The sequence below is a fragment of the Xanthomonas sp. SS genome (assembly GCF_014236835.1).
Taxonomy (GTDB): Bacteria; Pseudomonadota; Gammaproteobacteria; order Xanthomonadales; family Xanthomonadaceae; genus Xanthomonas_A.
In genome coordinates, this window is sequence record NZ_CP051190.1 from 992,414 (window position 1) to 1,005,314 (window position 12,901).

At 70.1% G+C, this 12,901-nt stretch carries 8 protein-coding genes; 4 read left to right on the forward strand and 4 right to left on the reverse strand.

Features of this window, described 5'->3' with window-relative positions; translation table 11 throughout:
* Window positions 1–52: 52 nt before the first annotated feature.
* Genes HEP74_RS04215 through ilvC form a run of 3 tightly spaced genes read right to left on the reverse strand, consistent with a single transcriptional unit; the run spans window position 53 to window position 3,059 of the window.
* Window positions 53–301 carry an ACT domain-containing protein gene (locus HEP74_RS04215; RefSeq protein WP_185815326.1) on the reverse strand — a complete coding sequence of 83 codons (249 nt, stop codon included), beginning with the start codon at window positions 299–301 and terminating at the stop codon, window positions 53–55.
* Window positions 285–2,006 (reverse strand): acetolactate synthase 2 catalytic subunit, encoded by a 1,722-nt coding sequence (ilvG, locus tag HEP74_RS04220; RefSeq protein ID WP_185815327.1) that lies wholly within the window; start codon window positions 2,004–2,006, stop codon window positions 285–287. The genes HEP74_RS04215 and ilvG overlap by 17 nt, the downstream gene beginning before the upstream one ends.
* A 42-nt stretch (window positions 2,007–2,048) precedes the next feature.
* On the reverse strand, window positions 2,049–3,059 hold the full coding sequence (ilvC, locus tag HEP74_RS04225) for a ketol-acid reductoisomerase (protein WP_185815328.1): 1,011 nt from the start codon (window positions 3,057–3,059) through the stop codon (window positions 2,049–2,051).
* A gap of 544 nt (window positions 3,060–3,603) precedes the next feature.
* Here ilvC and HEP74_RS04230 point away from each other — a divergent pair.
* The 3 genes from HEP74_RS04230 to ggt all read left to right on the forward strand — a co-directional run bounded on the left by HEP74_RS04230 (window position 3,604) and on the right by ggt (window position 8,823).
* On the forward strand, window positions 3,604–4,218 hold the full coding sequence (locus tag HEP74_RS04230; RefSeq protein WP_185815329.1) for an ECF-type sigma factor: 615 nt from the start codon (window positions 3,604–3,606) through the stop codon (window positions 4,216–4,218).
* On the forward strand, window positions 4,215–6,965 hold the full coding sequence (locus HEP74_RS04235) for a serine/threonine-protein kinase (protein WP_185815330.1): 2,751 nt from the start codon (window positions 4,215–4,217) through the stop codon (window positions 6,963–6,965). Before HEP74_RS04230 ends, HEP74_RS04235 begins: the two co-directional genes overlap by 4 nt.
* Window positions 6,966–7,107: 142 nt before the next feature.
* The gene (gene ggt / locus HEP74_RS04240; RefSeq protein WP_185815331.1) at window positions 7,108–8,823 is read left to right on the forward strand and encodes a gamma-glutamyltransferase; all 1,716 of its coding nucleotides are present in this window, start codon (window positions 7,108–7,110) and stop codon (window positions 8,821–8,823) included.
* A gap of 88 nt (window positions 8,824–8,911) precedes the next feature.
* Here ggt and HEP74_RS04245 read toward each other — a convergent pair whose 3' ends face one another.
* Entirely contained in the window at window positions 8,912–10,489 is a 1,578-nt protein-coding gene (locus HEP74_RS04245) for a BCCT family transporter (protein WP_185815332.1), read from the reverse strand.
* A gap of 458 nt (window positions 10,490–10,947) precedes the next feature.
* Between HEP74_RS04245 and HEP74_RS04250 the strand changes: the two genes are divergently transcribed.
* Window positions 10,948–12,798: a methyl-accepting chemotaxis protein gene (locus HEP74_RS04250; protein WP_185815333.1), complete on the forward strand. Its 1,851-nt coding sequence runs from the start codon at window positions 10,948–10,950 to the stop codon at window positions 12,796–12,798.
* Window positions 12,799–12,901: the final 103 nt, after the last annotated feature.

Consider the following 12,901-nt stretch of genomic DNA (forward strand, 5'->3'; position numbering starts at 1 on the left):
CTGCAAGCGCAGCCTCCGAATCCCGAATCCCGAATCCCGAATCCCGGCTTCATCATGGCGCTACATCCAGCGCAGTCACCCGTACCGACTCGCAGTCGTACACCTTCTCCATCTGCAGGCGCAGGCTCTCGCCGGGGCGAATGCCGTCCACCACCATCTGCAGGTGCCAGCGGCCGGCATCGTCGGGCGCAGACGCGCCGCTGATCGACAGCGGCGCGAAGCCGCGCCGCTCGGCCATGCCGATCGCGCGCAGCAGCGCGCCTTCGGCCGGCTTCAGCACCAGGTCAAGCTGGTATCGCATGGGGGATCTCCTGGCGCTGGGTCGCGGGGTTGCTCTCCAGCATGGTGCTGTTGGCGGTATTCGGCGGCACCAGCGGCCACACGTTGGCGCGCGCGTCGATCGCCACGTGCAGCAGGGCCGGACCCGGCTGCGCCAGCAGTTCGGCCAGGCCGTCCTCGACCTGGCCGCGCGCGGTGATGCGCTTGGCCGGGATGCCGAACACCTGCGCCAACGCGGCGAAGTCCGGGTTGTCGGACAGGTCGATCTCGCTGTAGCGCTCGGCGAAGAACAGCTCCTGCCACTGCCGCACCATGCCCAGCGAACTGTTGTCCAGCAGCACGATCTTCACCGGCAGCTTGCAGCGCGCGATGGTGACCAGCTCCTGCACGTTCATCATGAAACTGCCGTCGCCGCTGACCAGCACCACGGTGCGCTCGGGGCAGGCGAACTGCGCGCCCATCGCCGCCGGCAGGCCGAAGCCCATCGTGCCCAGCGCGCCGCTGGTCAGGTGGTTGCGCGGATGGTTGAAGCGGCAATGCTGGGCCACCCACATCTGGTGCTGGCCGACGTCGCAGGCGATCACGGTGTCGGCCGGGGCCAGCTCGCTCAGCCGCTTCAGCAGGCCGGGCGCGTAGATGTCGTCGCCCGGCGCGTCGTAGCGGGCGCCGAACTTTTCGCGATGGCCGATGCAGCGCGTGTGCCATGCCTCGCAGGTGCTGGTCGCCGCGCTCAGCGCGCGCAGCGCTTCGGCCACGTCGCCGGGCACGGCGATGTCGGCATGGCGCAGCTTGGAGATCTCGCAGGCGTCGGCATCCAGGTGGATGACCCGCGCGAACGGGGCGAACTCGGCCAGCTTGCCGGTGGCGCGGTCGTCGAAGCGCGCGCCGACCACGATCAGCAGGTCCGACTCCTGTACCGCCATGTTGGCGGCGCGGGTGCCGTGCATGCCGAGCATGCCCAGGTAGTGCGGATGCCCGTGCGGCAGCGCGCCCAGCCCGCGCAGGGTCAGCACGGTGGGAATGCGGGTGGTGTCGACGAACTGGCGGAACGCGTCCACCGCATCGGCCAGGGCGATGCCGCCGCCGCCGTAGATCACCGGCTTGTCGGCGCCGGCGATCGCCGCCAGCGCTTCGGCCAGGGCCGCGGCGTGCGGCGCCGGCGGGGTCGGCACCGCGGCCGGCACGTGGTCGGGCAGGTGCGAGGCATCGCCCAACTGCACGTCCTTGGGCAGATCGATCAGCACCGGCCCCGGACGCCCTTCGCGGGCGATGCGGAACGCGTCGCGCACCACCTGCGGCAGGTCGTCCACGCGGCGCACCAGGAAGCTGTGCTTGACAATCGGCAGGGTCAGCCCGAACACGTCCAGTTCCTGGAACGCGTCGGTGCCCAGCAGCGGCGTGGCGACCTGCCCGGTCAGGCAGATCATCGGCACCGAGTCCAGCATCGCGTCGGCGATGCCGGTGACCAGGTTGGAGGCGCCCGGGCCGGACGTGGCGACGCAGACCCCGACCCGCCCGCTGGCGCGGGCGTAGCCGTTGGCGGCCAGCGCCGCGCCCTGCTCGTGGCGGACCAGGATGTGCTTGAGCTGGCTGTCTACCAGCGCGTCGTAGAACGGCATGATGGTGCCGCCCGGATAGCCGAACAGCGTGTCCACGCCTTCGGCTTCCAGGGCCTGCGTCAGCCAGCGCGCGCCGTTGCGGGGCGTGCCGTGAGCGGAGGAGTTCATACGGTGGCGACCTTTCGGTAAAAGCGGGTGGGGGAGCCGCGGTTACGCGGCTTGCTGGCCGGTCGCGGCCGGCTTGGCGGCCGCGGCGTCGCCGTTCAGCCAGACCATCTTGGCGCGCAGCTGCTTGCCGACCACTTCGATCGGGTGCTCCAGGTCGGCCTGCTTGAACTTGTTGTAGTTCGGCAGGCCGGCTTCGTATTCGGCGACCCAGTTCTTGGTGAAGGTGCCGTTCTGGATGTCGGTCAGCACGTCGCGCATGCGCTCCTTGGTGGCCGCGTCGATGACCCGCGGGCCGCTGACGTAGTCGCCGTACTGCGCGGTCTCGGAGACGAACTCGAGCATGCGGGTGATGCCGCCTTCGTAGAACAGGTCCACGATCAGCTTCAGTTCGTGCAGCACTTCGTAGTAGGCGATTTCCGGCTGGTAGCCGGCTTCCACCAGCACTTCGAAGCCGGCCTGGACCAGCGACGAGGCGCCGCCGCACAGCACCGCCTGCTCGCCGAACAGGTCGGTCTCGGTCTCTTCCTTGAAGGTGGTCTTGATCAGGTTGGCGCGCGCGCCGCCCAGGCCGGCGGCGTACTCGAGCGCGAACTGCTCGGCCTTACCGCTCTTGTCCTGGTACACCGCCCAGATGCACGGCACGCCGCGGCCGATCTCGTACTCGCGGCGCACCAGCGCGCCCGGGCCCTTCGGCGCGACCAGCACCACGTCCAGGTCGGCGCGCGGCTTGATCATGTCGAAATGCACGTTCAGGCCGTGCGCGAACAGCAGGCAGGCGCCCTGTTTCATGTTCGGCGCCAGCACCTCGTCGTACAGCTTCTTCTGCACCATGTCCGGGGTCAGCACCGCGACCAGGTCGGCGTCCTTGACCGCCTCGGCGGGGCTCTTCACCACGAAGCCGTCGGCCTGCGCCTTGGCTTCGGTCGGGCCGCCCGCGCGCAGGCCGACGGTGACGTCGAAGCCGGACTCGCGCAGGTTCAGCGCGTGCGCGCGGCCCTGGCTGCCGTAACCGACGATGGCGATCTTGGTGGTGGGCTGGGCGGAACTGGTCATGGGGCGAATGTCCTCGGAACGGTGTGGGTAGGAAGGGAAACGTGTGTTTCGCGGTTACTAAAATGAAAAACCCCGCGCCGTTGCCGGTGCGGGGTCTGATCGAATCCAGGCTGCTTGTCGCTTACACGCCGGTTCGTCCCGCACTTGTGGGCGAGGTAATAAGCACGAGTACGAGGAGCGACGCGGCGGCGTCCGCGCGCAGCGCGGCGGGCAGGCGAGTCGGCTTCGGGCTGGTGTGGCGATGCAACATGCAGCGAGATAAACATGGCCTTTGCGGGGCTGTCAACCCTGTGGCCGGCGCAAAACAGCGAATGTGCCGAAAGCCGCACCAGCACAGCATCGTTACGCCTGAAACGGTGCGCCGGCGCAGCGAATGCACGTCCGATTGCGCGGAAAATCGGCGTCTTCCGCGCCTGCCACGCGGCGTCAACAGGCGGTCGCCATCCTGCGGTAATCTGGCGCGGCTGCCACGGCCCGGCCGTTGCCGGCCACCTTCAATCACTCCCGTTCGACGATCCGGCGCATGCATTCCGAACCTCTTCCCGTGGCTGTCGCCCCGCGCAAGCCCTCCGCGTCGGCCGTGGCCGAGAGCGAGCAGGTCACCGGCCTGCTGCAGCGCTGGCGCAGCGGCGATGCGCAGGCCGAAGCGCAATTGCTGGAACTGGTCTATGCCGCGCTGCGCGAGATGGCCGCCGCGCGCATGGCGGCGCGCCAGGGCGATGCCTTGCTGCAGCCGACCGCGCTGGTCCACGAAGCCCTGCTGCGCATGCTCGACGCCGACGTGGAGTACCGCGACCGGGTGCATTTCTTCGCCCTGGCCTCGCTGAAGATGCGCGCGGTGCTGGTCGACTACGCGCGCGCCAACCTGGCCGCCAAGCGCGGCGGCGGGGCAATGATGATGACCCTGTCGCATGCCGACCGCGACGGCGCCGCGCCCAGCGAGGAATACCAGGTGCTGGCGCTGCACCAGTCGCTGCAGCGCTTCGCCGGTTTCGACCCGCGCGCGGCGCATGCGGTGGAGCTGGCCTATTTCGGCGGCATGACCCACGACGAGATCGCCTGCCTGCTCGAGGTGTCGGTGCCGACCGTCGAGCGCGACCTGCGCATCGCCCGCGCCTGGCTCAAGCGCGAACTCAGCGCCGATCCGGGCCGCCCGTGAGCGACGAACGCTGGCAACAGGTGCGCCAGCTGTTCGAATCGGTCTGCGACCTGCCGCCGGCGCAGTGGCAGCCGACCCTGCAGCGGCTCAGCCAGGATCCGGCGCTGGTGCAGGAGGCGCTGGCCCTGCTCGCCGCGCAGACCGTGCAGTTGCAGCAGTTGGCCGCACCGTTGCGGGCGCTGGCCGGACGCATGGCTGCGCCGGAACTGGGCGTGGGCGACCGGCTCGGCCCGTGGCGGCTGACCCGCTTCCTGGCCAGCGGCGGCATGGGCAGCGTGTTCGTCGCCGAGCGCGCGGACGAGCAATATCAGCGGCAGGTGGCGGTGAAACTGCTGCGCGGCCTGCCCGACGCGCTGACCGCGCAGCGGCTGGCGGCCGAGCGACAGATCCTGGCCAGCCTGCAGCATCCCAACATCGCGCGCCTGTACGACGGCGGCGCCACTCCGGGCGGGCAGCCGTACCTGGTGATGGAGTACGTCGACGGCGTCGCTCTGGACCGCTACCTGCAGGCGCAAGCGCCGGACCTGCCGGCGCGGCTGCAACTGTTCCTGCGCATCTGCCGCGCGGTGCAGGCGGCGCACCAGCGCCTGGTGCTGCATTGCGACCTGAAGCCGGGCAACGTGCTGGTGCGCGCCGACGGCGAGCCGGTGCTGCTGGACTTCGGCATCGCCCGGCTGCAGGACGCGGCCGACGGCGCCGAGCGCGGCCGCTTCTGCACGCCGCCCTATGCCAGCCCGGAGCTGCTGGCCGGGCAGCCGGTGGGCGTGGCCGGCGACGTCTACAGCCTGGGCGTGATGCTGATCGAAGTGCTGTCCGCGCAGCGCCTGCCGGCGCACGCCGGGACCGGTGCGGCCTGCCCCCCGCCCAGCGCGCTGGCGCAGCTGCCGGCGTTGCGCCGGCAGCTGCGCGGCGACCTCGACGCGATCGCGGCCAAAGCCTGCGCGCAGGATCCGGCGCAGCGCTACGCCAACGTCGCCGAGCTGGCCGCCGATCTGCAGCGCCATCTCGGCCATCGCCCGGTGCAGGCGCGCCGCGGCGGTCGCCGCTATGCGCTGGTCCGCCTGCTGCGCCGGCGCTGGCGCGAAAGCGCGGTGGCCGCGGCGGTGCTGCTGCTCAGCGCCGGCTTCATGTGGCGCCTGCTGGAGACCCGCGCGCAGGCGCAGCACGAAGCGGCGATCGCACTGCAGGTCAGCCAGTTCATGACCGATGCGTTCGATGCCGCCGACCCGCGCAGCCGCGGCGCCCAGGGCACCGCGACGATCAGCGCGCAGCAGGTGCTGGACCGTTCCGCCGCGCAACTCGACCGGGGCCTGGCGCAATCGCCGGCGGTGCGCGCGCGGCTGCGCGCCACGCTCGGCCGCGCCTACATGAACCTGGGCCAGGAAACGCGTGCCGAGGTGTTGCTGCGCCAGGCCGCGCGCGAACTGCGCAGCGCACAGGTGGGCGAACCGGCGTCGGCGTCGCAGGCGCTCAGCGACCTCGCAGTGCTGCTGTACAACCAGGATCGCGGCGCTGCGGCGCTGGCGGCGGCCACCGAGGCGCTGCGCCTGGCCGAACCCGGCGAAGAGCGCGACGCGCTGGCCAAGGCGACCAATGCGATGGGCCTGGCCTTGAGCCGGGTCGGCCGCGCCGACGAGGCCGTGGCGATGCTGCAGCGCTCGCTGGCGCTGCGCATGCAGCCGGGCGTGAAGACCGACGGCGGCCCCTCCACGGCGATGCACAACCTGGGCCAGGTGTTCAATGCCAAGGGCGACCTGGTGCAGGCCGAGCACTGGTACCGGCGTGCGCTGGCGTTGAAACAGCGCGAATTCGGCGCGCGCAGCGTCGACTACCTGCACAGCGCCGAAGGCCTGGCCAAGACGCTGGCGGCGCGCGGCGCCTTGCCGGCGGCGAGCGCGCTGATGCAGCGCAACCTGGAGCTGTCGCGCGCGCTGTACGGCGCGCGCAGTCCGCTGCTGGCCGATGCGGAAAACGAACTGGCGTCGGTGTACCAGGATGCCGGCGATTTCGCTGCGGCACGGGTGCACTATCTGCAGGCGCTGGCGATGTTGCCGGCGCTGGGCCTGTCGCAAAGCGTCGACCATGCGCGCTATCTCAACAACCTGGCCACGCTGGAGGAATCGCGCGGCGATCTGCCGACGGCCGAGAAGTTGTATCGGCAATCCTGGCAGATCCGCCGGCAGGCGCTGGATGCGGACAACCCGATGACGCTCAACGCCGAGGGCAACCTGGGCCGCATGCTGATGCGCCAGGGCCAGCTGGGCGAAGCCGAGCCGCTGTTGCGGCATGCCTACGAGGGCATGGCGCGGCTGTATCCCGCCGATCATCCGCGGCAACTGGTGCAGCGCCTGAGCCAGGTGGAACTGCGCATGCGCAGCGGCGAACTGGCGCGTGCGCAGCGCGAGTTGGACGCGCTCCGGCCGGCGGCCGGCTGGCCGTCGACGCAACTGCAGCGACGGCGCGACATGTTGGCCGCGGAGTTGGCGCAGCGCGCCGGCGACAGCGCCGCGGCGCTGAGCGGCTGGGAACGGGTGGTGCAGGCGAACCAGGCCGAACTGGGCAGCGCGGCGGTGCCCACGGCGATGGCGCGGGTGTCGCTGGCCGAAGCGCTGCTGGCCCTTGACCGGCGCGACGAAGCGCGCGCGCAACTGCAACAGGCGCGTCCGGTGCTGGTCGCGCAGCTGGCGCCGCAGGCCGAGTTGCTGCGGCGCCTGGATGCCGGGCAACAGACGCTGGCGTTGCGCTGAGTGTCTGCGCGTCGGATGCAGCGCCGCGACGCTGTCGTCATCGCGCTGCATCGGGCTCGCTCCAGATGCGCCTGCGCCGCCGCAGCTGCGCGCGCGGCTCCGCTCGGGTAGGGTGGCGCGGTATCCGCTGCGGGGAATGCGCATGTCCGTTTCGAAGTTTTCCTTGGCCTGCCTGGCGCTTGCGCTGGGCCTGCCGTCACTGGCCGCTGCGGCCGACCGCGTCACCGGCCAGGCGTTCGCCACGCGCTCGGAAGTGATCGCGCCGCACGCGATGGCCGCCACCTCGCAGCCGCTGGCCACGCAGATCGCGCTGGACACGATGCAGGCGGGCGGGTCGGCGGTGGATGCGGCGATCGCCGCCAACGCCGCGCTCGGCTTGATGGAGCCGACCGGCAACGGCGTCGGCGGCGACCTGTTCGCGATCGTGTGGGATCCGAAGACGCACAAGCTCTATGGCTACAACGGTTCGGGCCGTTCGCCCAAGTCGCTGACGCTGGCCGAGTTCCAGCGCCGCGGGCTGAAGGACATTCCGCCGACCGGGCCGCTGCCGGTCTCGGTACCCGGCGCGGTGGACGGCTGGTTCGCGCTGCACGAACGCTTCGGACGCAGGCCGATGGCGCAGAACCTGGCGCCGGCGATCCGCTACGCGCGCGAAGGCCACCCGGTGGCCGAGACCATCGCCTACTACTGGGACCGCTCGGTGCCGCGGCTGTCGCAGTATCCCGGCTTCAAGGAGCAGTTCACCATCGACGGCCATGCGCCGCGCAAGGGCGAACTGTGGAAGAACCCGAACCTGGCCAATACGCTGCAGCAGATCGCCGACGGCGGCCGCGACGCGTTCTACAAGGGGCCGATCGCACGCACCATCGATGCCTATTTCAAGGCCAATGGCGGCTTCCTCAGCTACGACGACCTGGCCAGCCACCATGGCGAATGGGTCGAGCCGGTCAGCAGCAACTATCGCGGCTACGACGTGTGGGAGTTGCCGCCCAACAGCCAGGGCATCGCCGCGCTGCAGATGCTCAACATCCTGGAGGGCTACGACTTCTCCAGGATTTCGTTCGGCTCGGCCGAGCACATCCATCTGTTCACCGAGGCCAAGAAACTGGCCTTCGCCGACCGCGCGCGCTTCTACGCCGATCCGGCGTTCCAGCCGGCACCGCTGGCGCGGCTGATCTCCAAGGACTATGCCGCGCAGCGTCGCGCGCTGATCTCGATGGACAAGGCCTTGAAGGAAGTGCAGCCGGGCACGCCCAAGCAACTGGAAGAGGGCGACACCATCTACCTCACCGTGGCCGATGCCGACGGCATGATGGTGTCGCTGATCCAGTCCAACTACCGCGGCATGGGCAGCGGCATGGCGCCGCCGGGTCTGGGCTTCATCCTGCAGGACCGCGGCGAGATGTTCGTGCTGAAGAAGGATCATCCCAACGGCTACGCGCCGGGCAAGCGCCCGTTCCAGACCATCATCCCGGCGTTCGTGACCAAGGACGGCAAGCCGTGGCTGAGCTTCGGCGTGATGGGCGGGGCGATGCAGCCGCAGGGCCACGTGCAGATCGTGATGAACCTGATCGATTTCCACATGAACCTGCAGGAAGCCGGCGACGCGCCGCGGATCCAGCACGAAGGATCCACCGAGCCGACCGGGCAGGCCACGGCGATGAGCGACGGCGGCGAGCTGAATCTGGAAACCGGCTTTTCCTACGACGCGATCCGCGCGCTGATGCGCAAGGGCCACCGCGTGATCTTCGCCGACGGCCCATATGGCGGTTACCAGGCGATCCTCCGCGACCCGGCCAGCGGCGTGTACTACGGCGCCTCGGAAAGCCGCAAGGACGGGCAGGCCGCCGGCTACTGAGCCTGCGCCGCGGCGGTGCCGCGGCCGGCGCGCGTGCGGTGATCGGCGCGTTGCCGCCGTACGCGCGCCGGTGCTGCCGCCTGCGCGCTCACTCCTGCGCTTGCGCGCGCCCAGCCTCGGTGCGGGTCTGTTCCTGCGCCGCTTGTTCGCGCGCGATCCAGGCCTCGATCATGTGCCTGGCGCGTCGATCGCGTCGGCGTTCCCGCGTGTGCTCGGCGTCCAGCACGCGATAGAGCGACACGATCACCAGCACCATCAGTACCGCGAACGGCAGCGCGGCGATGGTGATCATGCCCTGCAGCGCGTCCAGGCCCCCGGCCAGCAACAGCACTGCCGCGATCAGCGCCACCGCCACGCCCCACACCAGCTTGCGCGCCAGCGGCGGATCGCCGGCCTCGTCGGTGGACATGCTGGCCAGCACCAGCACCGCCGAATCGGCCGAACTGACGAAGAAAATCGTCAGCAACAGCAATGCCACGCTGGACAGCAGCAATGAACCAGGCAGGCTGTCGAACAGGGTGAACAGCACCGTCTCGTAGCCGTTGCCCAGCGCCTGCAGCATGTCGACGTGGCCGAACAGCTGTGCCCACAGCGCGGCGCCGCCGAACACCGAGAACCATACGAAGCCGAGCAGGGTGGGAGCCAGTACCACGCCCACCACGAACTCGCGGATGCTGCGCCCGCGCGAGACGCGGGCGATGAACGCACCGACGAATGGCGCCCAGGCGATCCACCAGGCCCAATAGAAAATGGTCCATTCGGCCACCCATTTGCTGCCGGAGAACGGCGACATGCGCAGGCTCATCGTCACCAATTGGTTGAGATAGGAACCCAGCGTGGTGGTGAAGGTGTCGAAGATGAAGCCGGTCGGGCCCAGCACCAGCACCGCGGCCAGCAGCAGCGCGGCCAACGCCAGGTTGAAGTTGGACAGCCACTTGATGCCGCGCTCCACGCCGCTGGCGGTGGAGGCCATGTACAGCACGAAAGCCACGGCGATGATGGCAATCTGCACGGGGATGCTCGCCTGCACGCCGAACACGCGGTGCAGGCCGGCGGCGATCTGGATCGTGCCGAAGCCTAGCGTGGTGGCGACGCCGATCGCGGTGGCCACCACCGCGGCGATGTTCACCGCCTGCCCGATCCAGCCGCGATGATGGCGGCCGATGACCGGCTGCAGCATGTCGCTGACCAGCCCACGGCCGTTGCGGTTGTACTGGAACCAGGCCATCGCCAGGCCGATCAACGCATAGATCGCCCAGGGATGCAGGCCCCAGTGGAAGAACGCGTAGCGCATCGAGGCGCGCGCCGCCTCCATGCTTTGCGGCGCCAACCCTTCCGGCGGTTTGAGGAAGTGCGAGATCGGCTCGGCCGCGCCCCAGAACACCAGGCCGATGCCCATGCCGGCGGCGAACAGCATCGACAGCCAGCTGGCGCGCGAGAAGTCCGGCTCGGCGTCTTCGCCGCCGATGCGCAGATGGCCGAAGCGGCCGAAGGCCAGATACAGCATGAAGGCCAAGGTCAGGAATACCACCAGCAAATACATCCAGCCGGCGCCGCGGATGACCTGGGCCAGCGCCGCTTGCACCACGTCGTCGAACGGGCCGGGCGCGAGGCCCGCTATCAGCACCAGCAAGGCCACCAGCGCGATGGAAATACGGAACACCATGCAGCAGCGTCTCCGGGCAAGGAAGCGAGAGGGAGCGTGCCGGCCTTGCGGCGATGCGCAACACAGGTGGCACGCAGCGGTTGCCGTCTGGAATCGCTGCAGCAGCGGCGAAAGGCAATCGCGAACGAAGCGGCAACGATACCGGGCGCATCGTCACGGTACCGTTATGGTGCGCTTCGGCCCGCGCTGCAATCGTGCGGAGCCAGGGTTCTTTCCCGCAGGCACGCCAAGCCAGGGGCCGCGCAGCCGGATCCGTTGCATTGCGCGCATTCGACGCTGGTTCCCTTCACGATGCTGTCCGCGTCCATCGGCTGTGATCCTCGCCGTTGCGGCGCGGCCGCAGGCGACTGAATCCGCAAGAGCCCGGACATGACGCCGATCCCGGTTGTGCGTGTACTCGCTCAGGTTGCACGGCGGCGGCCGATACCATGGCGGAAGAATTCCTGGAGGGGAAGACGATGTCGTTGTTCACACGCGGTCCGAACGCCGATGCCGGACATGCCGCGGCCTTGCCGGACGCACCGGTGGCGCTGCTGCGATTGGACCCGCAAGGCCGGGTCTGTGCCGCCAATCGCGCCGCGCTGGACCTGCTCGGGGTGCACACCGAGGGCTTGCTCGGCGAACCCAGCGAAGCGGTGTGGGGCCTGCCGTTGGCGTCGCTGGCCGATACGGAGGGCAGTTGGTTGGCACCCGGCGCCGATCCGGCGCGGCGCGTGCGCTACCAGCGCGATCGCGACGGGGAAGGTTGGCTGCTGTCGCTGCCGCATCCTGAAACCGCCGCGCTGCTGCGCGACGTCGCCCTGCTCGGCGCCGGTCAGGCGCAAGGCGCCATCAGCCCGGCGCTGCAGGCACTGGCGCAGCAGCTGCAGGCCGGTGCGCAGGCGCAGGCCTTGCTCGACCGGGTCGGCGAGCGTCTGACCGGGTGCGATCTGGATCTGGGGCTGAGCACGCCGCTGTCCGCGCAGGAAACCGAGGCGATGGCCGGGCGGCGCCTGTCGGCCGGCTTCGGCAATCTGGCCGAGGCGATCCGCCAGGCGGTGGCGCTGTCGCTGCAGATCGCCGCCGACGTGCCGCACGTGGTCGCCGAGAACGACGAGCTGGCGCAGCAATCGCAGACCCAGATGGAGGCGCTGCAGACGGTGGTGGCGACCACCCGGCGGCTGCTGCAGGGGCTGCACGAGATGGACCAGGAACTGCGCGCGGTGATCGCGGTGGCGGCCAGCGCCGACGACAGCGCACGCCAGGGCGCGGAAGCGGCGCGCGCGCTGGGCCAGGCGATGCGCGAGGTGGAGCGGCGCTCGGCGCGCGCCACCGAAGTCATCGAGGTGATCGACGCGGTCGCGTTCCAGACCAACATCCTGTCGATCAACGCCAGCATCGAGGCGGTGCATGCCGGCGCCGCCGGGCGCGGCTTCGCCGTGGTCGCCAGCGAGATCCGGCGCCTGGCCGAACGCGCCGCCGCCGCCGCGCGCGACGTGCGCGTCATCATCGGCGAGACCGGCAGCGCCCTGCACGACAGTGCCGCCTCGGCGCAGCGCACCGAGCAGGTGCTCGGCGGCATCGGCCAGTTGCTCGGCCGCGCCAGTGCGGCGATGGAAACCGTGGCCACCCGCGTCGCTGCGCAAGGCGAAGAGATCGGCGGCATCGATCGCGCGGTCGAGCACGTGGTCGGGCTCAGCCGCAGCAACCTGGAGCATGTCGCGCGCGTGGTCGAGCGCAGCGCGGCGCTGGCCGCGGGCAGCACCACGCTGCATGACTGCGTGGGCCTGTTCCGCTTGCCGGCCGATCCGATGCAGCAGCCGCGGCACGCGCGCATCCGCGAACTGGCGACGGCGGCCGCCAGCAGGATCGGGCAGGCGCTGGCCGATGCGGTCGCGCGCGGCCGCATCGGCGAGGACGCGCTGTTTTCCACCGACTACACGCCGATCGCGGGCATCGATCCACCCAAGTACCGCACCACCTTCGATGCGTTGTGCGACGAACTGCTGCCGCCGCTGCAGGAACCGCTGCTGGCCGCGCATCCATGGATCGTGTTCGCGATCTGCGCCAATCCGGACGGTTATGTGCCCACCCACAACCTGCGCTTCAGCCAGCCGCTGAGCGGCGACCGTGCCCGCGATCTGGTCGGCAACCGCACCAAGCGCATGTTCACCGATCGGGTCGGGCGCAGCGTCGGTCGCCATACCCAGCCCTATCTGTTGCAGGTGTATCGGCGCGACACCGGGCAGATCCTGTTCGACCTATCGGTGCCGGTGTACGTGCGCGGCCGCCACTGGGGCGGACTGCGCGTGGCCTACGTGCTGGAATGAGCGTCGCGGCGGACGCCGCACAAAAAAACGCCACCGGGGTAAGCCGGCGGCAGGGAGAGAGAGACGTCGTTCTTGTGGGGCCCAGGCTAGGCGCGGTATGTCG

Excerpts from the sequence above, each read along its gene's own strand:
- HEP74_RS04215 (WP_185815326.1), bottom strand. The coding sequence starts at position 301 with ATGCGATACCAGCTTGACCTGGTGCTGAAGCCGGCCGAAGGCGCGCTG.
- ilvG (WP_185815327.1), bottom strand. The coding sequence starts at position 2,006 with ATGAACTCCTCCGCTCACGGCACGCCCCGCAACGGCGCGCGCTGGCTG.
- ilvC (WP_185815328.1), bottom strand. The coding sequence starts at position 3,059 with ATGACCAGTTCCGCCCAGCCCACCACCAAGATCGCCATCGTCGGTTAC.
- ggt (WP_185815331.1), top strand. The coding sequence starts at position 7,108 with ATGTCCGTTTCGAAGTTTTCCTTGGCCTGCCTGGCGCTTGCGCTGGGC.
- HEP74_RS04245 (WP_185815332.1), bottom strand. The coding sequence starts at position 10,489 with ATGGTGTTCCGTATTTCCATCGCGCTGGTGGCCTTGCTGGTGCTGATA.
- HEP74_RS04250 (WP_185815333.1), top strand. The coding sequence starts at position 10,948 with ATGTCGTTGTTCACACGCGGTCCGAACGCCGATGCCGGACATGCCGCG.